Origin of the sequence: Gallibacter sp. Marseille-QA0791, assembly GCF_965119705.1 — a bacterium.
GTDB lineage: Bacteria > Bacillota > Clostridia > Peptostreptococcales > Anaerovoracaceae > Lentihominibacter > Lentihominibacter excrementipullorum.
Genome location: NZ_CBCPMH010000001.1, coordinates 2,151,426 through 2,176,475 on the forward strand (window position 1 = coordinate 2,151,426; position 25,050 = coordinate 2,176,475).

The window sequence follows — 25,050 nt, forward strand, 5'->3', positions numbered from 1 at the left end:
ACCACATATAAGGCTGGGAAATACGGATAAGACGGCAAGAAACATCGAAGTCCAAAAGTTGCTGGAAGTACCAGTAAATGTGGCAGGTATATGGAGGGAAAGAGTCCGCACCTTAAGCGGGGAGGTCTCACAGGCGGTCTCATTAGCCGTAGTAACAACGAACTGTGAGAAGTCAGCAGAGGTCGTAGTAGTGAAGAAGTTCCTGTAATGGGGATGGAGCGAAGGACCGAACAATCAATCAGTTGAAGTACGTTCCACTTCGTAGCCGGAGCAAACGCCTGTCGATGACATCAAAGGCGGCAAAGGCAAAAGGGGGAGAAAGGAAACAACGCATGGACACAAGAAGTCTCATGGAGCAGATAGTGAGCAAAGATAACCTCAATGCGGCATATCTGCAAATCGTCAGAAACAAAGGAGCGGCAGGCGTAGACGGGATGACCGTTGAAGAGCTTGGCGCATATCTTGCGGAAAACGGCGAAAACATCAGGAAGCAGCTGCGGACAAGGAAGTACAAACCGCAGCCAGTTAGACGGGTGGAGATACCAAAACCAGATGGAGGGACAAGAAACCTTGGAATACCAACGGTAGTTGACCGGTTTGTACAACAGGCAGTAACACAAGTACTCACGCCAATCTTCGAGGAGCAGTTTCACGAGCATAGTTATGGATTCAGACCGAATCGGTGTGCGCAACAGGCAGTGCTGAAAGCATTAGAGATGATGAACGATGGGCATAGCTGGATAGTGGATATCGACCTTGCAAAGTTCTTCGACACGGTAAACCATGACAAGTTGATGACGATTTTCGGACGGACAATAAAGGACGGAGACGTTATCTCAGTGGTAAGGAAATTTCTGGCCAGTGGAGTGATGATCGATGACGAGTATGAAGATACAGTTGTCGGCACACCACAGGGAGGGAATATATCGCCGCTGTTGGCAAATGTCATGCTGAACGAGTTGGATAAAGAGCTTGAGGCAAGAGGGTTGGATTTCGTGCGCTATGCGGACGATCTGATTATCATGGTAGGAAGTAAGCAGGCGGCGGAGAGGGTAATGAAAAGTGCTACCCGATTTATTGAGGAAAAGCTGGGATTGAAAGTAAATGCTGAAAAGAGCAAGGTGGACAAGCCCAAAGGAATCAAGTATCTCGGATTTGGATTTTACTATGACACATTAGCCAAAGGATATAAAGCCAGACCGCACCCGAAAGCAGTAGCGAAATTCAAAGCACAGATGAAGAAGCTGACATGCAGGAGCTGGGGAGTGAGCAACAGTTACAAAGTGCAGAAACTGAACCAGCTTATCCGAGGATGGATAAACTACTTCAAAATCGGGAGCATGAAGGGATTATGTGAGCGTTTGGACAGAAACATACGCTACCGTCTGCGGATGTGTATTTGGAAGCATTGGAAAACACCGCAGAATAGGGCAAAGAACCTGATGAAGCTGGACGTACCCCGCTGGGCGGCATACAAAATTGCCTACAGTGGAGACCGTTATGCGAGGCTTGCGCATAACGGCTGGGTACATAAAGCGATAAGCAATGAAAGACTAACCACATTTGGGCTAGTCTCCATGAGTAATTACTACGCCGAAAGGCGTGTCATATGTTAAGTTGGTTGAACCGCCGCTTGCGGAACCGCATGAGCGGTGGTGTGAGAGGTCGGAAATTCCCCAATCAGAGGAATTTCCTCCTACTCGATTATGCAAAGAAGCTCTAAAAATTGATTAGGGTTTCAGGGCCTCCTGACATATGCGTTTTAGCTCCGGCAGGAGTATAAATGCAGTGCTTGCTAACAAATATGCACGCAGAGCTCATTGTTTTTCTGCGTGCATCATGTCGTGATTCACTTTGACTGTGTAGTAGCTGTCTATCGTCGCAGGAGCGTTGTACATCAGCGTTATCAGGAAGGCTCGCATATATGCCACATCGGATTTACAGCGGCTGAGTTCATCGAGAACATATTTTATATGCTCGATGTTGAGCTTACGGAACCGATCCTTTACCTGGGAAGACGGCCGTTCTTCTTTGTTTACCCGGATAGTTTTTTTGCTGCTTGTAAGCACTTCTGCCGCGATGTTTACGAGCTCATCTATCGCGGTTTTCTTAAAGGGCAGATCGGATATGAGAGCTTCATAATGGATCTGATCTTTGAAAACGGCAGCCGCCTCACCTGGAAGTGGATAGTCTTTTGTAATAATATTCTCTGTCGTGTTCTCTGTATTTGTATGGCGGTTTTCAGTCATATCAATATCGGAAATATGTGATACCCTGTCACTTTTTAAAGTGATAGGTATCACATTTGAAAGTGATACATCGCCCCCTGCTTTCTCCGGATAAGTGAGCTCCATGAGCTTGTCGGGGAATAATTCTATATACAGGACATTGCTCAGCTTCTACATGTTTGTCGATACCGTTCTGAACTCCCTTCTGATAACTCCGAGAGTTTCAAGCGCCTTTATTGCTTCCGTGACCTGTCTCTTGGAGTATCCGAACTGCTCTGAAAACTGCCTGTAGCTTCGCTGCAGAAGGTCTGCTTTAAAGCGTTTTTTTATCCCGATAAATTCTCCCGTCGCCTCATCCCTCAATATCTTTGGACGGTACCAGTAGACAATGTCACTCAGCAGCATGATTGCTGTGCTGTTTGGTTTGCCGTTAGATGTTGTTATCGTTTTGAACCAGTTAAGCGGAATGACATTGCCCGTGATCTCCATCCCGTACATCTGATCGACTATTGGACTTCCTGAAGAAAAATTGTTTTTCTGTCTGCTCAATCGATCATCCCCCTGCCTATGAGATCTTGTGGATCTCGCTTTTGTCCCTGAGATTTACATTTTGATTCAGCGATATGAATTTTATGAGAACATCGGTCGGTATGAGTATCTTTCTCCCCACCTTCAGAACAGGCATGGCTTTCCATTCTATGAGCTGCCTCATGGTGTTCCTGCCGATTCCCGTATATTCTGCCGCTTCCTCTACCGTCATTGCCAGTTTATTGCCGTTCATGCAACCACTCCTTCCATATGATTATTGCGTATTGCAACTATATTATACAGCCTCTCGACAATATGTCAAGCGTTATGCCATTTTAATAAAAATAAATAAATTGCGTATTGCAATCAAAGGGGTGCCGTGATATACTGTAAAAAAATACATAAGGATAAGGGATATGTTTGATAAAGAATTGAGAAAAACCATAGGAACTCGTGTCAAAACGAGAAGGAAGGAGCTTAAACTCACGCAGGATTACCTTGCGGATAAGCTTGATGTAAACAAATCCACCATACAGCGGTATGAGAGCGGGACTATTGACAATACCAAAAAGCTGGTAGTTGAGGGGCTCGCCAAGGCGCTGCATGTGTCTGAGGAATGGCTCACAGGCAAAACCGATGACATGAAGGCGGATGTCAGCAGTAAGGTGGCTGTGGAGGTGCTCGACGAGCTTGAAAAGGTAAAGACTTGTCTTGATATCGATGTGGACGATACCGGGAAGGAGTTTTCAAAGGCACTGCTGCTCTTTGTTCTCAGGGAGTACGAGGCCTTCAACAAGTCGCTTGAGACAGCATATCAGAGATATGGCAGGAACGAAGAAATGTACGCAGACATCGCGAAGGAGATCGGATTTGATTCTGCGGGCGAATTCAACGAAACCATGTTTCTCCGTGAAATTTTACATACATCTAATGCATTCCTGGAGATTTCAGAGCTCATAAAAGCGTACCCGGGCGACAGCAAAGCCGCTCTGGCGCGCCTGAAAAATCTGCAGGATTTCTACGGCTGAGCAGAATACGGATCGGGCATGGTTTAAACAGTATTATGTTGTCAATATCCCACAAAGTGTTCTGCGGAAAGGAGAACACGATGACAGCAAACGAATCGTTACAGAATGGAAGTGTAAGGAAGAAAGGCAATCAGTGGTACTATCGCTTCAGGGTTCAGGAAAGCGATGGCAGCTGGAAGCAGAGGGAATTCAAAGGAGGAAAGACAAAGAAGGAAACAGAGCTGATGCTCAAACAGGCTCTTAATGATTACAAATATGAAGGAGAACTGTTCGATCCCGGAAGCCTTACAGTAGCGGAATTATGCGACCAGTGGTGGGAATCTGAGGTGGAAAACAGCGATATGGCTTCAAACAGCAGGACGGGACTGCAGGCTGCTATAAAGCACATTAAAAAGGAAGAGCTCGGGTCGAGAAAACTGCGCGATCTGACCATAGAAGACATTCAGGCATATGTAGACCTCAAAAGCTACGGAAAATTCGATGAGAGGGGAAACAGGACGGTCAGAGCATATGCCGAAAGCACACTGAGAAAGCATTTCAGCGTACTCAACGGCATGTTCAAGTATGCGGTCTATCCCAAAAGATATCTTCGCGAAAATCCCATGCAGTATGTGAAGAAGAGAAGACAGCAGAAAGTCGTGAAGATATTCGGTGACAGCGAAGAAAACAAAGTGAGTACGATAACTCACGGAGAGTTTGAAAAAGCCGTAGAGTTCTTTCTGAAGAATGAACATCTCAGTTATTATGCTCTGCCTGTACAGATTGCTTACTATACGGGACTTAGAGCGGGTGAGGTCTGCGGGCTGAACTGGGAAGATATCGACTTTGAAAGAGCGCGGCTCACAGTTAGACGATCCATGTACTATGACAAGGAAGAAAAGTGCTGGGAGCTGAAAGTCCCAAAGAATGGCAAGCCGAGGGTAGTCGATTTTGGCGAAAGCCTTCTTGAAATCCTGAAGCAGGCTAAGAAGGAACAGCTTGAGAGGCAGAGCAGATACGGGCAGTATTACCACCAGCATTTCATGCAGCCGCGCGAGATCAGGGGGCGCGTGCACTGGCAGATATTTACGAAAGCATATGCAGACGACGGCGTGCTGAGCAGCAGAGTAACAAAGGGAAAATTCATCGAAGAAGCCAACATGAAAGAGCCTTTGCAGCCGCTGTTTTTCGTCTGCTCCAAGCAGGACGGTGAGCTCCTTACGACACAGTCGCTGAAATACTGCAATAAAGTTCTGCAGAAGGAAGTTTGCGGACTTGAGCACTTTCACTTCCACGCACTCAGGCACACATATGCGAGCACACTTGTGAACCACGGCGCGAATCTCAAAGATGTGCAGATGCTTCTCGGACATTCCGACATCAAGATCACGCTCAACACATACTCGCATGTGGACGATGAATCAAGGCGAAAGGCCGTTGATATCTTTGAAAAAGCAGTCACCGGCTGAAGGATCTTCCCACAGGCTTGTGGGAAGATTTGTGGGAAGATGGACATTATGTAAACGAATCTCAAAAAATTAAAATCCTCAAACGCCCTGTTTTCAATGCATTTGAGGATTCTCTTGGTACACCATCAGGGGATCGAACCCTGGACACCCTGATTAAGAGTCAGGTGCTCTGCCAGCTGAGCTAATGGTGCTCACAGTCGATAAAAAAGCTGGAGCTTTTCTTGTCGAGCAGATTCAATTATAGCGGTTTACAAAGGACTTGTCAACAAAAAAATCAATTTATTTCCTCACATACGCAAAATAAATGAGCGCAAACTAAAGACGAGGAGGGATGAAAATGAAAAGGAACAAGATGAGCGACCAGTGCGGAAGCGAAAAAGACCGCAGAAGCGCTAAGAGTGAAAGAAGTGAGAAAAAGCACTGTGACAGAGCGGAGAAATCCGACAGAGCAGAGGACAGGGCAAGACACACCAGCAGCAGATAGGGCTGCGGAACGCGGCTGGCGTTAATTTTTGAAAATATACGCCGCCCGTAGCAGGCTTTTTTCGGGGAATTTCACTGGAAAGCTGGAAAAAGCCTGCTTTTGTATACACTTTTTTACATATGCATTTGAAATCGAAGCCTATATATAGTATAATACATGAGACTGTATAATTGTGTAATTGTATATCAGACCGATATTTTACGATTAAACCATATTAATTGGGAGAAGATTACATGACGACAATCATAGTTGTAGTTGTTGTGGCCCTGGTTTTTTTTGTTGCGGTATGTGTCGTATCCTTCATGGTCTGGAAGCGCGAGTCGGAAATGCGGACCGACAGCATAAAAGCCATAGAGGAGAATTTGGAAAAGCTTACACAGGAACTTTCGCGCGAGACTCATGAGATGGGTGCGGAAGGGCAGGAGATCTTCCCGGAGGGACCTGACAGGGACTTGAAGGATATAAAGCGCGATCTGGCGTATGTCGAGTCCGTCATGGCGGAAAGGGCGTCGGACAAGTCGGGAAGGATCGGGAGCTGGGATCCTTTCGGATGGGTTAGAGACACGGAACGTTCGCCTCGTAGCGATGACAGGGGTGAAAACAACGGGGCAGAGGAAACAGACGAAACATCGAAAAAGCAGTTTGGAGAAGAGCCGGCCTTTATGGAAACGACACCGATGTCCGGTACGGAAAAGTCTGAAGAAACAGGATTGGGGCGAGACTCCTCGAAGATAATGAAGTTAGGACTGGCGGCGGAGACTGCCTCAGTCAGGCCTGTGGCTGAGGGGTTGAATGATGAAGCGGCGGGACCGGAAACAGCGGCAGACGATGGCAGCGGGCCGGGCGATGATGAAATCCGTGAGGATGAGCTGGTCTCCGAGGCGGAAAGCGCTCCGGAAGGTGAGCCGGAAGAGCCTGAAAACAGGATGGAGCAGCCTGCCGAGGAGCAGGGCGATGAAAGAGATGCTGTCGTCGAACAGGAACCGGACCAGCCGGAACTGATGAGAGATGACGGAAAAGATCTTCCGTACGGAGAGATAGACCTCGATTCGATAGGTGAGCTGAGGATCGAAAGCGATATAGAGAACGAAACGAAGAATACGATAGGATATGATGTTGGGAGAAGCGGGAAGAAATACACGACATCGGAATTGGAAGCGCTGATCAAAGAGTAATATCCAGAAGGAGGAATATATGTATTGTAAGAATTGCGGCAATGAGATTGCGGATGGCTCGAAATTCTGCAACCACTGCGGAAGCCCTGTAACGGCAGCGGCACCTCAGCAGCATGATGATCCTGCGGCTGCAGTGTCTGCGACGGCAAAACCTCAGGCGGCCGCGTCAGTGGCGCCGGCAGCGGCATCAGTGCCGACGCCGGGGGCGGAGAAGAAACAGGAAACGAAGACAGACGATACTCCGAGGGAACCATTATTCGATGAATTCAAATGGAATGTTGAAGAGTACCCGGGGAGAGGTCCGGCGAAAACCGAAGACGTAGACTTCGACTGGAACGCAGATCCCAGCGATATACCGGATACAGTGCCTGCTACAGCGCGAAGGAGCGTGACAGCGGCTTCTGACGCAGATCGTACAGTGCAGGATGTCGCCGCGGAAGCGCCGGGCCTGGGACTTTCGTCATCGGCAGGAGACACGGCGCAGGGGGCACATGCAGTGACATCGCCATCTTCGGCATCTGCGACTGAAGAGATCAAGACGATGAGCGCGGCTGACAGGATAGACAAGTTCTATACGTTTAACAAGAAAAATGAAGAATTCCAGCAGCTTCTCAACAGAGAATATGAGAAGGTGAAATCCGGAAATGCTATAAAAAACGAGATGTCCGAGGCGGAAGAGCTGGCTAAGCAGAAATTCGAAGCCAGGACCGAAGATCCGTCGATGGAAGCGTTCCTGGAAAGGGAGGGGATCGTAAAGCCTTATCAGCCTAAGGCTTTTGAGTCCGATGTGCTCCAGCGGATAGAAGCTCAGGAAGCTGAGAAAGAAGCCAAGAGAAAAGAAGAAGAAGCCAGACTGGCCGCTATCGAAGAAGCCAGAAAGGTCGCGGCGGCAGAGGCTGAGGCCAGAAGGCAAGCCGAGGAGGCCGCCAAGAAGGCTGCCGAGGAGGAGGCTAAGCGCCAGGCTGAAGAAGCCGCTCGTCTTCGTGCGGAGGAAGAAGCGAAGATAGCAGCAGAGGCTGAGGCCAGAAGGCGAGCCGAAGAGGAAGCAGCGCGCCTTGCGGAGATCGCTAAGAGAAAGGCTGAAGAGGAGGCGCGGCAGGCTGAGGAGGCCAGGATAAAGGCTGCCGAAGAGGCTAAACGTCAGGCTGAAGAGGCGGAAAGACTGAGACTTGAGGAAGAAGCCAGACAGCGAGCCGAAGCTGAAGCTAAGATAAAAGCCGCCGAAGAAGCCAGGATAAAGGCGGAAGCTGACTTGAAAGCAGCACAGGAGGCTGCCAGGATAAGAGCACGGCAGGAGGCCAGACTGGCTGCCGAGACGGAGGCCAGATTCAAGGCCGAGCAGGAAAGAAAGCAGCTGGAAGCCGCGGAGGCTCAGAAGCGTCTTGAAGAAGAACGCCGGAAGATAACCAGAGAAGCCAATCAGGCGGTCGCTCAGGAAGAAGTCCGCAAGGTGATCGAGCAGACAGCCAGGATGAGAGATGAGGAAGCTGCCAAGATAAAAGCCACGGTGGCAGCGATGAGAGATGGCATCGATCAGATGCGCGACAGCAAGGTAAGCCGTGAAGTGGAGGAAGCGCATCAGGCGACAAAAAACCAGATAAACGAAATGGCCAGAGCGAGGGATACCTTCTTCGCAGAGCTGGAGGAGGCCGAGCCGAAGGCGAGCGGAGCGCAGCCGCAGTCTCAGGACGTGCATTCTGAAAAAGCTGCCGAAAGACCGGTGACCGGAAGAGAGACGATGCTCTCCAACGAGGAATTTGTACATACGAGGACGATAGATAAAGCCTCCATCAAAGCGGGGCTCAACGATGATACTATCGTGGCGTCCAAAAAGCCAAATCCGGCGCCTGAAAGTGATGATGAGTTCTTCGACAGCCTGGATAAGGCGGCGGAGACCAATAATATGGCAAGCGGCGAAGAACAGACGGAACAGCAGCCTGTGCAGAATGACGGGAAAGGCGCGGCTGTTGCCGGAGCGGCGCTGGCCGGTGCAGCCGCAGGTGCTGTTATCGGAGCAGGAGCCGCAACAGCGTATGCGGACGGGGCGCAGCCAACTGATGCGAAGCCGATAGATTTCAAGACAGGAACAGCCGGAGAGTCGTCTGCCGGGGAAGCTGATGATCTGCTTTCGCAGTTCGAGAGCGTGAACGATCTGGGCGGCGCTGCTCAGCAGCCACAGACCCAGCAGCCACAGCAGAGTCAGTATACTCAGGAGCCTGAGGTTCAGGAGCTGCAGTTCCAGCAGGATCAGCCGCAGACCGAACAGCTGGGCGAGATATATCAGGGGACTCAGCAGACAGGTGAGTTCAGGATGAGCGATACTATCCAGGCCGGGAATCTGAGTGAAGCATTTAAAACAGAGGAAAAACCGGGCCTCAACGAAACGCTGGTGATGCCTAAGAATGAGATGTCCGGAAGCGATGCCTTCAGGCAGGCCGCGGCAGCCAATGATTTCGACAACTACGGCAATGCCGAGGCGGCGAATTACAGGGAGCAGCAGAGGCAAAGAAGCCAGAACGACATGGATGACTTCTATGACGACAGCTTTTTCGATGACGAAGATGAGTCCCAGCTTTCCAAGAAAGAGCTGAAGAAGAGAGAAAAGGAGAGAAAGCGCCTTGAAAAGGAAAGGGCCAAGGAGGCTAAGATCCTCGCGAAGCGCGATTCGGATTTCGATAACGTCGCGTCAGATGACGTAGATGAGGGAGAAAAGAGCGGCGGTAAAGGCAGACTGGCTCTGAAGATAGTTCTCATAGTCCTTATCGTGATACTCGCTGCGGAAGTCGTAGGCATGGGAATAAGGTTCCTGGCTCCGCAGAGCGCAGCGGCGGAATTTATTGACAATCAGCTCAACAAGGTGATACAGCTCATAACCGGCGATGATACTGAATACAGCGTCATAGCCGCACAGGTCAGGACAGAGCCTATGGAAGACAAGACAGACCTTATAAGGTCGCAGCGCGACAGGAATGTGGACGACAATATAAAGGAGATAGCCTACAGCTCGGATCTGGCGTATGATCAGGAAAGGGACGCAGAGGTATCGGACCTGGTCCTATCACAGCCTATGACCCAAGTAGAGTGGGGTAGAGATGAGGATAACTATCCCGTATATTATGACGAACAGGTCGTAGGCGAAATAATAGATTTTGAGTCCAATCTGGTCAACCTGATGAGAGACGGCGATGAAGCAGTGCTCGGATCGATAGATCCTGACAGCAATTTATATACGGAGATCTCGGCCCTCAGCGGCCAGGGGATGAAAGGGGATTTTGAAAAACTCGAGATTGGAGAGATAAGACAGGCCGGCAATCACTATTATGTATGGGTGAGAGAAACCATCGGAGGCAATTCTGTCGAAAGGGTATATGCGATGTATCCGGATCATGAATTCGTCATGATGATGTCGGCGCGCTATGAAGTTTAATGAGGAGGTAAACTTTGGCAAAAGGGAAGAAGAGGAGACCGTTATTGTGGATAATAGTGGCTGTGGTCGTGATCCTGCTGCTGTTTTTCAGCCTGATAGGGTTCATTACGGACTTCATCTGGTTCAAAGAGCTGGACTACGTATCGGTATTTTTTACTAAGCTGTTCACGCAGATAAAGATAGGTGTACCTACATTTGTAGTGGTGACCTTTCTTGCATACGTGTATCTCAAAGTTCTCAAGAGAGGATATTTTAAGAAGATATCGTCCGATGAACCTGTGAACCATGGCAGGCTCAATCTGATATCGTGGGGATTGGCGGCAATATATGGCGCCATAACGACGTTTTTTGCCGTTACCAGATTGTGGTTCGATTTTTTGCAATTCGTAAACAGTACGGACTTTGATATCAAAGATCCGCTTTATAATATGGATGTATCCTTCTATGTTTTCAGGCTTGATTTCATAGAGGAGGTGAATCAGATCGTTTTGGTACTGCTGATAGCGTTTGCGGTGCTGACGGTCATTTACTATTCGATACTGCTGTCCATGAGGACGCCGAAGATATTCGAGGAAGGCGACGACAGTTTCGGAAGTGCTTCCAATGAGAACGCCGGCTCAGCGGGCGCCGGCGGCGGATCGCCTTTTGGAAACATGGGGGGAATGTTCGGTAAGTTTGCCGAGTCCTTCGCGGGAAAAGCCGGCAATGGCGGGTTCAAAAGGCCTTCCGGAGGCGGAGCGTTGGATAACAAGAACCTGAAGATGCTGGTGAGCATTGCCGAAAAGCAGCTGATCATCGTGGGCGTACTGTTCTTTCTCATGGTGGGAGTAAACTTTTTCCTGAGACAATATGGGCTGCTGTTTGAAAACACAGGAGCAGTTTACGGAGCGGGATTCACGGCTGTCAATGTGACCCTCTGGATGTACAGGATAATTATGGTGCTGTCGGTGATAGCCGCCATCGGATTCGCGGTGGGTATAAACAAGAGACGCGTGAAATACGTGGTGACAGTGCCTGTGTTGATGATAATCATCGGCCTGGTCGGATCGGGAGCCGGGCTGCTGGTCCAGAACCTGGTCGTTACTCCTGACGAGATAAACAAGGAGAGTCAGTATCTGGAAAGCAACATCGAATTCACGCAGGCGGCCTACGGGCTGGACAATGTTGATACAAGGGAATTCGCGGCCAGCAATGATCTGACGTCCGAGGATATCAGCAATAACGATGAGACTATATCCAACATCAGGATAAACGACTATGAGCCGACCAACACTTTCTACAATCAGACCCAGGCCATAAGGCAGTACTATTCGTTCAACGATGTGGATGTGGACAGATATATGATAAACGGAGAGTACACCCAGACCTTCCTGTCGGCCAGGGAGATACAGGAAAGCTCCATCAAGGACACGTGGCTCAACAAGCACCTCAAGTACACCCACGGTTACGGCATAACCCTTTCCAGGGTGGATCAGATAACGGCCAGCGGTCAGCCTGATGTGTTGGTAGGGGATATCCCGCCGGTATCCAGCGTCGAGGATATACAGATAACTCGGCCGGAGATATACTATGGAGAACTGACCAACAATTATGTGCTGGTCAATACGTCAGAGGATGAGTTCGACTACCCTGACGGCAACGAAAATAAATATACCCAGTACGAGGGAACGGCTGGAATAAAGCTGAATCCGCTCAACAGGTTCATGTTCGCCGTCAAGGAGAGAAGCTTGAAGATGCTGGTATCGGGCAATATCAACAGCGATTCCAGGATATTGATAAACAGAAACATCGAGGAAAGAGTAAGGGAGATCATGCCGTATCTGGAGTACGATGAAGACCCTTATATGTTCACAGTCGACGGAAAACTGTACTGGATAATAGACGCATACACCTATACCAACAGATATCCGTATTCTGAACCTTACAGCAGTAATTCGGATATCAATTATATAAGGAATTCTGTAAAGGTAGTCATCGACGCCTATAACGGAACGACTGACTATTACATCGTGGATGATACAGATCCTATCGCTCAGAATTTCAAGAAGATATACCCTGACCTGTTCAAGGATCTGGATGATATGCCTGAAAGCATACAGGCTCACATGAGATATCCGGATACGTTATTGGATATCCAGGCGCAGGTATACCAGAGATATCACATGAACGACGTCAACGTCTTCTATCAGAACGAGGACCTGTGGGAAATATCCGATGAGATATACGGCACTGAAGAGCAGAGGATGACTCCTAACTACTACATCATGAAGCTGCCGGGAGAGGAAAAGGCTGAATTTGTAAATTCCATACCGTTCACTCCTAAGGATAAGCGAAATCTGATGGGGCTCTTTGTGGCCAGGAACGATGGCGAAAATTATGGTGAACTGATACTGTACCAGATGCCGAAGAGCAAGACGGTATATGGACCTATGCAGGTCGAAGCCCAGATAGACCAGAATACGGAGATATCCGAAGATTTCTCGCTCTGGAGCTCGGCAGGGTCACAGTACAGCAGAGGAAATATGTTCATTGTTCCGATAGAGGATTCGCTGCTCTATATCGAGCCGGTATATCTGGAGGCCACCAATTCCAGTATTCCTGAAGTCAAGAGAGTTATCGTAGCTTACGGAGACAGGATCGCCTACGAGACTACCCTGGCGGAAGCGCTCAATTCCCTGTTCGGAGAAGGAAGCGCTGAGGAAAGCACAGGAAGCGATCAGTCAGCCGCAGCCGGAGAGGGCAGCGGCGGTCAGGATCAGACCATGAGCCAGGCACAGGTGATCTCCAATGCTCAGCAGGCATTTGCAAATGCCCAGAAAGCATCCCAGGAAGGAGACTGGGCCGCATACGGCCAGTATCTGGATGAGCTGGAGCAGTATTTGAATATGTTAAGTGAATAATAATATCGTTCGGAACATTCCCTTTATGCCGTTAGGTCTGACGGGAATGTTCTGTCGTTCTAAGCGAGATACAAAGGAGATGAGTTATGTTATCGTATGATTTGGACAAGATGCTATACGTTATTCCCGCGGACAGTCATGAGCCGGAAAAGGTCAGGGAAATACTGCGGCAGCACCCGGAGATAAAGTTCGTATCACTTATGGGTATAGATATAGGAGGCCACGACACCGACGAGAAGATACCGGTGGAGGAATTCATCGACGATATGGAAAAATTTCTTGAAAACGGTGTCCAGACGGACGGTTCCAGTGTAGTGCTCCCTAACATAGCGAAACTCAACAATGCCAAGGTGGATATCATACCGGATTCTACCGTCAACTGGTTCGTGGATCATAATTTCAACTATCCGGATCACGAGACAGGGCTTCCGGTAGGGACCCTCAGGATACCATCATCACTGGTCCATAACGATTCATATCGTGTCGGGTCCAGGGTGATACTCAGAGACGCCATACACAATTTCAACGAGGATCTGATGGAGCTGCTCAGGGAGAATCCGTATGTGTTCCGGTATCTGGATCTGGACAGTGTCGACGAGATAGAAGGCATAGAGGTCACAGCCGCTACGGAGCTGGAATTCTGGGTCAAGACTCCGGATGACGATGCCGACAGAGAACAGCTTTCCACGGCTCAGATGCTTAAAGAGCAATACTGGAAGAGGACTACCGGTCCGGTGAGGACTGCGCTGGAAGAAGTGATGGTAGTGCTTCAGAAGTACGGCTTCAATATGGAAATGGGACATAAAGAAGTCGGTGGAGTCAAGGCAAAGCTGGGCAACTCGGGGAATTATGACCATGTGATGGAACAATTGGAGATAGACTGGAAATTCTCATCGGCTATACAGGCGGCCGACAATGAAAACCAGATAAAATATGTAGTCCGTGATATATTCAGGACTTACGGCCTGGAAGTCACGTTCATGGCCAAGCCTGTGGAAGGTGTGGCGGGAAACGGCGAACATACTCACATGGGTGTGGCGGCCAGACTTAAGGACGGAAGGCGTGTAAACCTCTTCTCGCCTGCCGATGTGGAGAACGAATTCCTGAGTCCCGTAGGCTTTGGCGCGCTGATGGGACTGTTGAAAAATTACGATGTGGTCAATCCTTTCGTCAGCTCCACCAACGATTCCCTCAACAGACTGAAGCCGGGATATGAGGCTCCTGTCTGCACGGTGACATCCCTGGGACACAGCGCGAAAATGCCGTCGAGGAACAGGACGGTGCTCGTAGGACTGGTGAGACAGATAGGCAACACTATGGCTACCAGATTCGAGCTGAGATCGCCAAACCCTAAGAGCAATACATATCTGGTTCTGGCCGCTTCGTACATGGCCATGCTGGATGGCATAAAGGAAGCGCTGGAGCACAGCAAGACGCCTGCCGAGCTGGAACAGTCCATTTCCAAGGAGTACGGAGAGGAAGACTTCTATCTGGAAAAGGACAGGATGTACAGGAGCGAGAAGGACGTGTTTGACGAATATACGGCCGATGAGCGTGATGAGTTCTTCGGCAGAGCGCCAAGGACCGTATGGGAGAATCTGAAAGCATTTGATGAGCATGCCGATAAGCTGGCCATATTCAAGAGAGACGATGTGATGACCGATGTGACGCTGGATTCCTACAGAGAAGCCGTCAGAGCACAGTGGGCTACCGAGCTCCATGACAGGATAATCCCTGACACCATGGATTTCATCAGAGCCTGCAGCAAGGCCCATGATGAAATGGACTGTGTCGATTACGACAGACATTACTGGGAGAGGATACAGCGGCTGCGGAATTATCTGGGCAGAGATACTCTCGACAAATATTGCCTGCTCACCAGGATAAAGCAAGCCCTTGACAGCGGAAGATACAACGATGCCTCCGATATGCAGATAGAGATGCAGGAGGTGGTGGCGGAGCTTACGCGGCTTTATATAATATACAAGAAAAACTTATTTTAAACAGTGACGGAGGAAAAGTGAAATGTTAGATATCAAGAGGATAAGGGACGATTTTGACAATGTGAAAAAAGCCGTCGAATCCAGAGGACAGGGCGACTTTGGTATAGACAAGGTGCTGGAATACGATAAGAAAAGACGTGCGTTGCTGGCTGAAGTGGAACAGATGAAAAACAGGCAGAGTGTGTCCTCCAGACAGATACCGGTGATGAAGAAAGAAGGAAAGGACACCAGCCAGCTGATGGCGGAGATGAAAAAGTTGTCGGAAGAGATCAAGGCTCTCGACGCTCAGGTGAGCCAGGTGGAGGCTGATCTGAGGGATGCCCTTCTCAATGTGCCTAACACTCCGTATAAGGACGTGCAGGTGGGAGCCGATGACAGCGCTAACGTGGAGCTGAGAAAGTGGGGAGAACCAAGAGAGTTCGATTTTCCGCAGAAAGCTCACTGGGATGTGGGAGCCGATCTGGATATCCTGGATTTTGAGCGGGCTGCCAAGATAGCGGGGACCAGATTTACCGTTTACAAGGGAATGGGAGCAAGACTGGAAAGATCCGTGATAAACTTCATGCTTAACCTTCATACGGAAGAGCACGGATTTACGGAGATATTGCCTCCTTTCATGGTAAACAGGGACGCTATGATAGGAACAGGCCAGCTTCCTAAGTTTGAAGATGACATGTTCCATGTGCCGGCAAAGGATTTCTTCCTTATTCCTACGGCAGAGGTACCTGTGACTAATCTGAGGATGAATGAGATAATGGATGAGGCGGAACTGCCGGTGTACTACACGGCCTATACGCCATGCTTCAGAAAAGAAGCAGGTTCAGCCGGACGTGATACCAGAGGACTCATCAGACAGCATCAGTTCAACAAGGTCGAACTGGTCAAATTCGTAAAGCCGGAGACGTCTTATGACGAGCTGGAGTCCCTGACGAGAGCAGCTGAGGAAGTCCTTCAGAGACTGGAGATACCATATAGAGTGGTGAGACTTTCCACGGGAGATCTGGGCTTCTCGTCGGCTATGACGTACGATATCGAAGTGTGGATGCCTAGCTACGGCAGATATGTGGAGATCTCTTCATGCAGTAATTTTGAAAGCTACCAGGCCAGGAGAGCCAACATAAGGTTCAGACCTGCTGAAAAGGGGAAGCCGGAATTCGTCCACACTCTCAATGGATCGGGACTTGCCGTCGGCAGGACAGTGGCCGCTATACTGGAAAACTATCAGCAGGAAGACGGTTCGGTAGTGATACCGGAGGCACTGAGGCAATATATGGGAGTAGACAGGATAGAGAAAAAATAGGGGGAGCAGGGATCTCCCCGAGACCAAACAGCAAGGAGAAGAAAAACAATGGACACGATAATCATAGCCGCTGTGTTCGTCATATATCTGGGCGTCATGGTGGTCATAGGAATGAAGTACTACAACAAAGAAGACGACATGTCGGAATATATCCTGGGCGGGAGAAAGCTTCCGCCCATTGCTGTGGCCATGTCAGCTCAGGCGTCGGATATGAGCGGATGGCTTCTGACGGGACTTCCGGGACTGGCTTACATACTTTACGCCGGCACATCGGAAGCTATCTGGACTGCCGTTGGACTGGCATTGGGAACATATCTCAATTGGCTCTTCGTCGCCAGGAGGCTGAGAAAGTATACTCAGGTGGCGGGGAACGCCATTACGCTGCCTGACTTTTTCGAGAACCGTTTCCGCGATAAGAAGCACATACTCAGGATGGTATCGGGAATATTTACTGTGATATTTTTCCTTGTGTACACCTCGTCTCAGATGGTGGCAGGCGGGAAGCTGTTCACTACTGTATTCGACATGGATTATACTATGGGTATGATCATCGTCGCCATCATCGTACTGGCTTACACAGCTCTTGGCGGGTTCACCGCTGTGTGCTGGACAGATACAATACAGGGCATAATCATGTTTTTCGCGTTGCTCATCGTTCCTATCGTGGCCTGCGTACATGTGGGAGGCCCTGGCGCGGTAGCGGAGAACCTGGCGCAGCTTACCGATGAAACGCTGCACTTTTTCCCTGAAACCACCGGCGGGCATATAGACAGCCTGCTGCTGGCGTCCGCTCTCGGATGGGGACTGGGATATTTCGGCCAGCCCCATATATTGGTGCGTTTCATGGCTATAGAGAATTCTGAAATGATAAAGACATCCAGACGGATGGCAATGGTGTGGGTGGTGCTTACCCTTTCGGCCGCTGTTCTGGTAGGACTCATAGGAAAGGCATTCATGCCTGATCTGGCTGATGGTGAGACTGTTTACATGGAAATGATAGACGCCCTTTTCAACCCTGTTCTGGCAGGAGTGATGCTGATAGCCATCCTGGCAGCCACCATGAGTACAGCCAGCTCCCAGCTTCTCGTCACAGCCTCGTCGGTATCGAGAGATATTTACGCCATCCTCTTCAAGAAAGAAGGAGAAGAAAAACAGCTGGTATGGGTCAGCCGTGTAGCAGTAGTCGCTGTATCGGTCATAGCGATCTTCCTGGGATTGGATCCTAACAGCTCCATATTCAGTCTGGTGTCCTGTGCCTGGGGCGGCATAGGGGCGACCTTTGGACCTCTCATCCTCTTCTCGCTGTTCTGGAAAAGAATGACGCTGGCAGGAGCTATCGCCGGCATGATCGTAGGAGGAGTGACAGATCTGCTGTGGTACAACCTGTCGGGAGGAGTATTCGACATATATGAGATAATACCGGGATTCCTGTTCTCGTCGCTGGCTATCATAGTGTTCAGCTTGTTGACGAAACCATCTAAGGAAATCGTAGAAGAATTCGAATCGGTGAAGGATGCTGAGATATGATCCTGAAAGAACAGCCAGGATCCTCTGCGATATCGTAAATACAGCGATGAGTGCTGTTTTGCGGTATCACGGTCGTACGCAGAAAGGAGAAATAACATGATTGCAGATAAAATGAAACCGCTGATGGCTAATAACTCGGCTATCAGGACCATGTTCGAGGAAGGGGACAAGATGAGGGCTGAGTTCGGGGCCGAAAACGTATACGATTTCAGCCTGGGTAACCCTGACGCCCCTGTGCCTGATGAGATAAAACAGGCTGTAATAGATATCCTCAACGAGGAAGATCCGGGGACGATCCACGGGTATATGAGCAATGCCGGGTTTGAAGACGTAAGAGAGGCTATAGCTCAGTCTCTCAACAGGAGATTCGGCACATCCTTTGACAGCGGAAATATCCTGATGACGGTAGGAGCTGCCAGCGGGCTCAACGTGGCTTTCAAGACCATACTTAATCCGGGAGAAGAGGTAATAATCTTTGCACCATACTTCCTGGAGTATAACTGGTATGTGGATAACTACGATGGGAAAGTGGTACAGGCGCCGACTGATAAGGAGACTTTTTATCCTGATCTGGAGAGCTTTGAAAAGCTCATAACGGACAAAACGAGGGTGGTGCTCATCAATACGCCAAATAATCCTACAGGAGTCATATACAGCGAGGAGACCATAAAGCAGATAGCCGATATCCTGAACAGAAAGCAGAAGGAGCTTGGCAGGACTATTTTCCTGATCTCCGATGAACCGTACAGAGAACTGGCGTATGGTGGAGTGGAAGTGCCTTACGTGACAAAGTATTACGATAATACTATCGTGGCATATTCATACAGTAAGTCTCTGTCTATACCGGGAGAGAGGATAGGATATCTGGTCATCCCTTCGGAGCTGGAGGACAGTCAGATGGTCTTTGATACAGCGTCCAACGCCAACAGGATCATAGGGTGCGTCAATGCTCCGTCGTTACAGCAGAAGGTCATCGGAAGGTGTGTGGATGTCCAGGTGGATCTGGAGTATTACGACAGGAACAGGACTGCGCTGTATGAGGGGCTGAAGGAATGCGGATTCGATTGCGTAAAGCCTGAGGGAGCGTTCTATATGTTCCTCAAATCTCCGGTGGAGGACGAAAATCTGTTCTGCGCGGCAGCAAAAAAGTATAATATTCTGATGGTACCGGGGACTTCCTTCGCGTGTCCGGGATATGTCCGTCTGGCCTATTGTGTTTCCTACGATACCATAGTGAATTCCATGGCAGGATTCAAAAAACTGGCGGAGGAATACGGGCTGCGGCAGTAGGACAGAATTGCGGTTGAACACACATTTGACTACCTTATGAGGACGAACAGAAATTGAAGTTTGTGTGAAAATCCTACCCCCTGGGTTTAAATAGAAGAACAGGTACTGTATAATAAATCCGTATTCTTCAATAAGTGATAGTTATTTCAGTAGAGAGGAAACTATGATTACAAATTTAAGGAATTACAAGAAAGCGCTTGTGGTGACAGCAGCGGTTGTAATTCTGGCAGTTGCGTCAGTGGTTGTCCTGAATATGACAAAGCCGTACGCGGTATACGCGGACGGAACGAAGGTAGAAGATCCATATGTCGTAAAGGCCGGAGATGAGGAATTGTTCCTTGTGGAGGATTCCAAAACGGCGGAAAGAGTTATAGAAACTGTTATCAAGCAGTATACGCCTGACGGCGCCCAGATAAACTCCATATCGGTGGATAAGGAGCTCAGCGTCGACAACAAGAGCCTCAGTCGCGGAGAGAAGGCCCCTACAGTACTTACGGAAGAGGAAGCAGTCAACTATATACTGGAGGAGAACAGTCAGGAGGATCCGTTGTTCTCGGTAACTATCAACGCTGAGATAGGCTCGGTGGAAAAGGTAGAAGCCGGTACACAGTATGAAGACAGTGATGAACTGTATAAGGGACAGAGTGAAGTCAAGAGCGAAGGCTCCGACGGGGATCAGATCGTAACAAATGAGATAACCAGCGTCAACGGCGCTGTGCTTACATCGCAGGTGATCGATACGGCTCTGCTCAATGAGTCGGTCGATACGGTAGTATATAAGGGTACGAAGGAAAGACCTAAGGATACGGTCAGAGCTGATTATGGCGGTCAGGTCATGGGAAGCGGCAGCGGTGCCGCTGTGGCCAATTTCGCATTACAGTTCGTGGGGAATCCATATAAGTATGGCGGTACAAGTCTTACTGACGGTGCTGATTGTTCCGGATTCGTACAGAGCGTATACGCCCAGTTCGGTATATCGCTTCCTAGGACGGTGGGACCTCAGTCCAACTGCGGTAAAGGCGTTTCGTACAGTGAAGCCCAGCCGGGAGATCTGATCTGCTACTCAGGGCATATAGCTATCTATATAGGAGGCGGCAATATCGTCCACGCGGCAAATTCCAGAAGCGGTATAATCGTTTCGACAGCTAAGAGCTTCGGGGCGATCACTACGGTAAGAAGAATAATAGAATGATCTGACATAAAAAGAATAAGGTAGGAAAACAAGGCTGCCCGTCGACCGGCAATGGTTCGGCGAGGCAGCCTGATTATTTGGCAGGAGAAAGGCTCGCTGCCGATGGGAGGCTGGTTTTCACGGAGAGAAAAATGATATACAGGATGTTTTGCAGGCTGTTCCAGGCGGTGATGAAAGCGGTCATGTACGCGCTGCCGTGGCATACGCCTGACGTTCTTGAAGGGGATGAGGCCCTGAAGAGAATGGTGGATGACATCGAAAATCAAGGTATAAACAAAGTCATGGTAGTGATGGGACCCAGTATGATGAAGCGTGGTATTCCCCAGTCCATGTTGGATATTATGAGCCGCAGAGCCATACAATACGTGATCTTTGACAAACTCACTTCAGATCCCACTGATGAGCAGGTAGAATCAGGGGCGAGACGCTACCGGGAGGCGGGATGTCAGGGAATGGTGCTATTTGGAGGCGGATCACCTATGGATTGCGGCAAAGCTATAGCGGCGCGCATCGCCAGACCGGGGAAGAGTGTGAAACAGCTGCAGGGCGCGCTGAAAGTCCGTCACAGAAAGGATGTGCCGTTGATGTGGGCTGTACCGACGACCGCCGGAACAGGCTCTGAGACGACAATGGCAGCTGTGATATCTGACAGCGTAACTCATAGAAAAAAGTCTATAAACGATCCATCTATAATCCCTCATGTGTGTGTGCTGGATCCGGCCCTCACGGTCGGTCTTTCTCCCGAGATGACTGCTTATACTGGCATGGACGCACTCTGCCATGCGGTAGAAGCGTATATCAATAAGACTTACAACACAGAGCGGGAAGATAAGATGGCAAAAGACGCCGTAAAATTGATCCATGATAATTTGATAAAGGTATACCATAATGATGGCGACGTCGACGGCAGGAGGAAAATGCAGCTTGCTGCTTTTTTTGCCGGGAGAGCGTTCACCCGCGGCTGTGTCGGGTATGTTCATGCTATAGGACATGGGATAGGAGGATTATATGGGTTCCCTCATGGAAAAGTCATGGCTGTGCTGCTGCCTTACGTGCTGGAGGCCTATGGAAGCTACGCCGAGGAGAGATTGGCTGAGCTGGCTGATGCCTGCGGGATCATGGCCGGAGGAAGGGCAGCAGAGGCTGTATCCGATAGGGAAAAGGCGATAGCCTTCATAAACTGGATAAGAAGTGTTGATCGTCAATTGACGATCCCGGAAAAGCTGAGATGTATCAAGGCCGAGGATGTGCCAACTATAGCACGGTGGGCGGCGGAGGAAGCGAATCCGCTGTATCCGGTGCCGAAGATATTAGTCAGGGAGGAGCTGGAGAAGCTGATAATACAGATAGCTGGAAGTCCGGAGAAATAGCAGACGTGGATACCCATAAAAGAGGAAAAGGGAAAAATTTTCCGATAAAACTATTGACAAAACTTTTGAAAAATAGTATCATAATAAAAAAGTTAGTCAACAATAACTTAAGTGCCTAAAATAACAAAGACGGATATACGGGCATGAAATATTGCCCGTATATTTAAAAAGTTGAGTTAGCAAAAACTAACCAAGCGAAAAACAACAGAAACTAATAACTGTAAATGCAGGCGGTACGCTTGCCGGCAGCAAATAAGATACGCCGATAAAAGCGAACCCCCGGAAGAAGGAAGGATATACATCGAGGACAGGAGGATGTAATGAGTGTGGTAATAATCGGAGGGCATGAGAGAATGGTCCGTCAATATGAGGAGATCTGTGAGAAGCATGGATGTGATGCAAAGGTATTCGTAAAGGAGCGGAGCGGATTCAAAAAGAATCTGGGGACGCCGGACCTTATGATACTGCTGACTAATACGGTGTCTCACAAGATGGTGAAAAGCGCGGTCAGCGAAGCCAGGAGGAACAAGATACAGATAGCCAGGGCACATAGCAGCAGCGCATCAGCTCTGACAAATGTGCTGCGGCAGCACGGCGCGGGGCCGATCGATAATTGAGGTGGAATGAAGCATCGGAAAAAGCGGGATTTTCGTGAAAATATATGACCAAATAAGCACACATGGAGAAAGAGGCCACCGTATCAGGGTATGATGCGGCGGCCTCTTCCTCGTATTCATAGAGAGATGTACGGATGTAACTATCTGCATCATGGTTTGGGCTTTTTTATCGTTTACGCCTTCCCGAAGCCGCATACCGGGAAGGTGCAGGTCTTGCAGTTGAGACATAGACCTCCGTGAGCCAGTCCGTTGATATCCTGCTTGGTTATTCGTTCTCCTGCCAGCAATCTTGGTACTATCAGGTCGAAGATGCTTGTGCGGCTGTACATTACGCAGCCGGGGAGCCCGACAACGGGAACATCCCCTATGTATGACAACATGAACATGGCGCCGGGGAGGACAGGCGCTCCGTAGCTGATCACTTCTCCTCCGGCCTTGCGGATACCGGACGGCGTTCTGTCGTCCGGGTCGACAGACATGCCGCCTGTGATGCCTACTATATCCATGCCCTCATCTATCAGCTGCCTGATGCAGTCGGCGATCATCTCATCGTCGTCATCTGCAAAGAGCTGCTTTTCAACTTTGCTGCCCAGGTTACCGAATTTCTCTACAAGGACAGGACCAAAAGCGTCTTTTATGATACCGTTGTATACCTCGCTGCCGGTAGTTACGACCCCGACCTTCATTTCCTTCAGAGGGACGATCTTCACGATAGGGGTATCTCCCAGGATGGCTTCCGCCTTTTTCAGCACTTCTTCAGCTACGAAAAGTGGGATTATCCTGGTACCGGCCAGTTTCTCGCCCTGACGGACCACGATGTTCTCGTGTATGGTGGCGAACATTATTTCATCCTGAGAAACCAGCTGATACAGCCTTTCGCGATCTATCTTCAGGAGGCCGGTAACAGCCGCCTTCAGTTCTATCTTACCTTCCGACGGTTCTGTCAGCTCTATGCCTTCGCCAGCGGCTTTAGAGGCTATTCTGTAGGCGGCCTCGTTCTCATGGACATCGGTATCGTTTTTCTCCAGGACGAACAGATGCTTTTTACCCATGGAGAGCAGCAGGGGGATATCTTCCTCTGCGATTATATGTCCTTTTTTAAATTTAGGGCCCTTGTACTGGCCCGGTATTATCTGAGTGATATCATGAGCAAGTACAGTTCCTACGGCCTGTTCTACGGCGACTTCTTTCATTTGATTATCCTACCTTCCTTCAGGGTGATATTTTTATCGGCGAAGAGCTCGGTTTCACGATGGTTATGAGTTATCAGGATCGTCGGTATCCTCAGGCTCTCCTTGAAATCCAGGAATTCTTCGTATATCTTTCCCTTGGTGTTCTCGTCCAGCGCTGAGAAGGGCTCGTCCAGGAGAAGGAGAGACGGTCTGGTCACCATCGCTCTGGCCAGCGCGACACGCTGCTTCTCACCACCGGATATAGCAGTAGAGTTTTTCTTGGCCAGATGGGCTACCCCCAGCATTTCCATCATGTTATCGGCATATTCCAGCATAGGCTTCCTGGTAGCCTTGCGCCTGTACTCCTTTTTGTTTTTCAATCCATAGAGCACGTTTTCGCGTACTGTCATGTTGGGAAACAAGGCATAATTCTGGAAGAGATAGCCGATGTTCCTCTTTTCAGCAGGGACATTTACCTTATCAGTATGACTGAAAAGGACCTTGTCGTCAATGGTGATTTTCCCGTCATCAGGAGTGATGATGCCGGCCAGACAGTTGAGTATGGTCGTCTTTCCCGCGCCGGAGGAGCCTTCTATGACCAGGAGTTCATTTTCCATGGTGAATTCCACGTCCAGTGTAAAGTAATTGAGTTTTTTTATCAATTTGAAGGACACTGCCATTTACATCAGACCTCCTTTGCTCTTTCTTCTTTTCAGCCAGAGATTGAGGCCGAATACCAAAGCGAAGCTGAAGGCTACCATTACGACTACCAGAGCCATGGCTTCATCATCTCTGCCTACCACGACCGCGTAATATATAGATGTAGGGATGGTCTGTGTTTTGCCGGGGATATTGCCTGCCAACATCAGGGTGGCTCCGAATTCGCCCAGCGCTCTGGCAAAGGTGAGAACTACGCCGCTGACGATGCCCGGTCCCGACAGTGGGAAGATTACAGTCCTGAAAACTTTGAAAGGGCTGCTTCCCAGGGTCCTGGCCGCCAGCTCATAGCTGGGGTCGACGCTCTGAAAGGCTCCTTTTGCGTTCTGATACATAAGAGGCAGCGCGACTACGCACGCTGCGATGACACAGGCTATCCAGGTGAAAACCACCTGAACCCCGAAGGTATCAAGAAGAAAAGCCCCTATGGGGCCTCTTCTTCCAAAAACCTTCAAGAGCAGATAACCTACTATCGATGGAGGTAAAATCATAGGGAGGATCAGTATTGTCTCCCATACGTTTTTGCCGGGTACGTTCCTCTTCGTAAGGAGATATGCGAAGAACACTCCCAGGAAAAATGCTATTACCGTCGCGAGCGTCGCGACTTTAAGTGATAAAATAATAGGATCAAACATATCTACTCG

Annotated in this window: 20 protein-coding genes and 1 tRNA gene; 14 read left to right on the top strand and 7 right to left on the bottom strand. The window is 49.3% G+C overall.

Going from position 1 to position 25,050, the window contains the following annotated elements; all coding sequences use genetic code 11:
* Nucleotides 1-332 precede the first annotated feature (332 nt).
* Nucleotides 333-1,616, top strand: coding sequence for a group II intron reverse transcriptase/maturase (gene ltrA, locus ACQY69_RS09895; protein ID WP_428260358.1), 1,284 nt, complete (start codon nt 333-335; stop codon nt 1,614-1,616).
* 201 nt (nt 1,617-1,817) lie between these two features.
* On the opposite strand, the gene ACQY69_RS09900 is transcribed toward ltrA, so the two are convergent.
* Genes ACQY69_RS09900 through ACQY69_RS09910 form a run of 3 tightly spaced genes read right to left on the bottom strand, consistent with a single transcriptional unit; the run spans nt 1,818 to nt 3,009 of the window.
* Nucleotides 1,818-2,354: a DUF6017 domain-containing protein gene (locus tag ACQY69_RS09900; RefSeq protein ID WP_428260359.1), complete on the bottom strand. Its 537-nt coding sequence runs from the start codon at nt 2,352-2,354 to the stop codon at nt 1,818-1,820.
* A gap of 45 nt (nt 2,355-2,399) precedes the next feature.
* Nucleotides 2,400-2,777, bottom strand: coding sequence for a hypothetical protein (locus ACQY69_RS09905; protein ID WP_428260360.1), 378 nt, complete (start codon nt 2,775-2,777; stop codon nt 2,400-2,402).
* Nucleotides 2,778-2,793: 16 nt separating this feature from the next.
* The gene (locus tag ACQY69_RS09910; protein ID WP_428260361.1) at nt 2,794-3,009 is read right to left on the bottom strand and encodes a helix-turn-helix domain-containing protein; all 216 of its coding nucleotides are present in this window, start codon (nt 3,007-3,009) and stop codon (nt 2,794-2,796) included.
* A 163-nt stretch (nt 3,010-3,172) separates the two neighbouring features.
* On the opposite strand from ACQY69_RS09910, the gene ACQY69_RS09915 reads away from it, so the two are divergent.
* On the top strand, nt 3,173-3,784 hold the full coding sequence (locus ACQY69_RS09915; RefSeq protein WP_428260362.1) for a helix-turn-helix domain-containing protein: 612 nt from the start codon (nt 3,173-3,175) through the stop codon (nt 3,782-3,784).
* An 80-nt stretch (nt 3,785-3,864) separates the two neighbouring features.
* Complete coding sequence (locus tag ACQY69_RS09920; RefSeq protein WP_428260363.1) at nt 3,865-5,232, top strand: tyrosine-type recombinase/integrase; 1,368 nt, start codon at nt 3,865-3,867, stop codon at nt 5,230-5,232.
* Nucleotides 5,233-5,347: 115 nt separating this feature from the next.
* Here ACQY69_RS09920 and ACQY69_RS09925 read toward each other — a convergent pair.
* Nucleotides 5,348-5,423, bottom strand: a tRNA-Lys gene (locus tag ACQY69_RS09925).
* Between the two features lie 146 nt (nt 5,424-5,569).
* Here ACQY69_RS09925 and ACQY69_RS09930 point away from each other — a divergent pair.
* The 11 genes from ACQY69_RS09930 (at nt 5,570) to ACQY69_RS09980 (ending at nt 22,517) form a co-directional block, all read left to right on the top strand.
* A complete protein-coding gene (locus ACQY69_RS09930; protein ID WP_428260364.1) occupies nt 5,570-5,716 on the top strand; it encodes a hypothetical protein in 147 nt (48 codons plus the stop codon).
* A 233-nt stretch (nt 5,717-5,949) separates the two neighbouring features.
* Nucleotides 5,950-6,891 carry a hypothetical protein gene (locus ACQY69_RS09935; protein WP_428260365.1) on the top strand — a complete coding sequence of 314 codons (942 nt, stop codon included), beginning with the start codon at nt 5,950-5,952 and terminating at the stop codon, nt 6,889-6,891.
* A 19-nt stretch (nt 6,892-6,910) separates the two neighbouring features.
* Nucleotides 6,911-10,318, top strand: a complete 3,408-nt coding sequence (locus ACQY69_RS09940) for a zinc-ribbon domain-containing protein (RefSeq protein WP_428260366.1) — start codon at nt 6,911-6,913, stop codon at nt 10,316-10,318.
* A gap of 14 nt (nt 10,319-10,332) precedes the next feature.
* On the top strand, nt 10,333-13,218 hold the full coding sequence (locus ACQY69_RS09945) for a UPF0182 family protein (RefSeq protein WP_428260367.1): 2,886 nt from the start codon (nt 10,333-10,335) through the stop codon (nt 13,216-13,218).
* Nucleotides 13,219-13,304: 86 nt separating this feature from the next.
* On the top strand, nt 13,305-15,221 hold the full coding sequence (locus ACQY69_RS09950) for a glutamine synthetase (RefSeq protein WP_428260368.1): 1,917 nt from the start codon (nt 13,305-13,307) through the stop codon (nt 15,219-15,221).
* A gap of 22 nt (nt 15,222-15,243) precedes the next feature.
* Nucleotides 15,244-16,521: a serine--tRNA ligase gene (gene serS / locus ACQY69_RS09955; RefSeq protein ID WP_428260369.1), complete on the top strand. Its 1,278-nt coding sequence runs from the start codon at nt 15,244-15,246 to the stop codon at nt 16,519-16,521.
* Nucleotides 16,522-16,569: 48 nt separating this feature from the next.
* Nucleotides 16,570-18,048 carry a sodium/proline symporter PutP gene (gene putP, locus ACQY69_RS09960; RefSeq protein WP_428260370.1) on the top strand — a complete coding sequence of 493 codons (1,479 nt, stop codon included), beginning with the start codon at nt 16,570-16,572 and terminating at the stop codon, nt 18,046-18,048.
* 96 nt (nt 18,049-18,144) lie between these two features.
* The gene (locus ACQY69_RS09965; RefSeq protein WP_428260371.1) at nt 18,145-19,338 is read left to right on the top strand and encodes a pyridoxal phosphate-dependent aminotransferase; all 1,194 of its coding nucleotides are present in this window, start codon (nt 18,145-18,147) and stop codon (nt 19,336-19,338) included.
* A 163-nt stretch (nt 19,339-19,501) separates the two neighbouring features.
* The gene (locus ACQY69_RS09970) at nt 19,502-20,530 is read left to right on the top strand and encodes a C40 family peptidase (RefSeq protein ID WP_428260372.1); all 1,029 of its coding nucleotides are present in this window, start codon (nt 19,502-19,504) and stop codon (nt 20,528-20,530) included.
* A 131-nt stretch (nt 20,531-20,661) separates the two neighbouring features.
* Complete coding sequence (locus tag ACQY69_RS09975) at nt 20,662-21,900, top strand: iron-containing alcohol dehydrogenase (protein ID WP_428260373.1); 1,239 nt, start codon at nt 20,662-20,664, stop codon at nt 21,898-21,900.
* A 320-nt stretch (nt 21,901-22,220) separates the two neighbouring features.
* Nucleotides 22,221-22,517, top strand: coding sequence for a DUF2325 domain-containing protein (locus ACQY69_RS09980; protein ID WP_428260374.1), 297 nt, complete (start codon nt 22,221-22,223; stop codon nt 22,515-22,517).
* 173 nt (nt 22,518-22,690) lie between these two features.
* On the opposite strand, the gene ACQY69_RS09985 is transcribed toward ACQY69_RS09980, so the two are convergent.
* The 3 genes from ACQY69_RS09985 to modB are packed head-to-tail and all read right to left on the bottom strand — an operon-like array spanning nt 22,691 to nt 25,041.
* On the bottom strand, nt 22,691-23,710 hold the full coding sequence (locus ACQY69_RS09985) for a molybdopterin-binding protein (protein WP_428260375.1): 1,020 nt from the start codon (nt 23,708-23,710) through the stop codon (nt 22,691-22,693).
* Nucleotides 23,707-24,369 (bottom strand): ATP-binding cassette domain-containing protein, encoded by a 663-nt coding sequence (locus ACQY69_RS09990; protein WP_428260376.1) that lies wholly within the window; start codon nt 24,367-24,369, stop codon nt 23,707-23,709. Before ACQY69_RS09990 ends, ACQY69_RS09985 begins: the two co-directional genes overlap by 4 nt.
* On the bottom strand, nt 24,370-25,041 hold the full coding sequence (modB, locus tag ACQY69_RS09995; protein ID WP_428260377.1) for a molybdate ABC transporter permease subunit: 672 nt from the start codon (nt 25,039-25,041) through the stop codon (nt 24,370-24,372). It abuts the gene before it with no gap.
* Nucleotides 25,042-25,050 lie beyond the last annotated feature (9 nt).

Coding starts and splice junctions, on each gene's coding strand:
- ACQY69_RS09990 (WP_428260376.1), bottom strand. CDS start 24,369: ATGGCAGTGTCCTTCAAATTGATAAAAAAACTCAATTACTTTACACTG.
- ACQY69_RS09950 (WP_428260368.1), top strand. CDS start 13,305: ATGTTATCGTATGATTTGGACAAGATGCTATACGTTATTCCCGCGGAC.
- ACQY69_RS09940 (WP_428260366.1), top strand. CDS start 6,911: ATGTATTGTAAGAATTGCGGCAATGAGATTGCGGATGGCTCGAAATTC.
- ltrA (WP_428260358.1), top strand. CDS start 333: ATGGACACAAGAAGTCTCATGGAGCAGATAGTGAGCAAAGATAACCTC.
- ACQY69_RS09915 (WP_428260362.1), top strand. CDS start 3,173: ATGTTTGATAAAGAATTGAGAAAAACCATAGGAACTCGTGTCAAAACG.
- serS (WP_428260369.1), top strand. CDS start 15,244: ATGTTAGATATCAAGAGGATAAGGGACGATTTTGACAATGTGAAAAAA.
- ACQY69_RS09900 (WP_428260359.1), bottom strand. CDS start 2,354: ATGGAGCTCACTTATCCGGAGAAAGCAGGGGGCGATGTATCACTTTCA.
- ACQY69_RS09920 (WP_428260363.1), top strand. CDS start 3,865: ATGACAGCAAACGAATCGTTACAGAATGGAAGTGTAAGGAAGAAAGGC.
- ACQY69_RS09935 (WP_428260365.1), top strand. CDS start 5,950: ATGACGACAATCATAGTTGTAGTTGTTGTGGCCCTGGTTTTTTTTGTT.
- putP (WP_428260370.1), top strand. CDS start 16,570: ATGGACACGATAATCATAGCCGCTGTGTTCGTCATATATCTGGGCGTC.
- ACQY69_RS09985 (WP_428260375.1), bottom strand. CDS start 23,710: ATGAAAGAAGTCGCCGTAGAACAGGCCGTAGGAACTGTACTTGCTCAT.
- ACQY69_RS09975 (WP_428260373.1), top strand. CDS start 20,662: ATGATATACAGGATGTTTTGCAGGCTGTTCCAGGCGGTGATGAAAGCG.
- modB (WP_428260377.1), bottom strand. CDS start 25,041: ATGTTTGATCCTATTATTTTATCACTTAAAGTCGCGACGCTCGCGACG.
- ACQY69_RS09930 (WP_428260364.1), top strand. CDS start 5,570: ATGAAAAGGAACAAGATGAGCGACCAGTGCGGAAGCGAAAAAGACCGC.
- ACQY69_RS09965 (WP_428260371.1), top strand. CDS start 18,145: ATGATTGCAGATAAAATGAAACCGCTGATGGCTAATAACTCGGCTATC.
- ACQY69_RS09980 (WP_428260374.1), top strand. CDS start 22,221: ATGAGTGTGGTAATAATCGGAGGGCATGAGAGAATGGTCCGTCAATAT.
- ACQY69_RS09970 (WP_428260372.1), top strand. CDS start 19,502: ATGATTACAAATTTAAGGAATTACAAGAAAGCGCTTGTGGTGACAGCA.
- ACQY69_RS09910 (WP_428260361.1), bottom strand. CDS start 3,009: ATGAACGGCAATAAACTGGCAATGACGGTAGAGGAAGCGGCAGAATAT.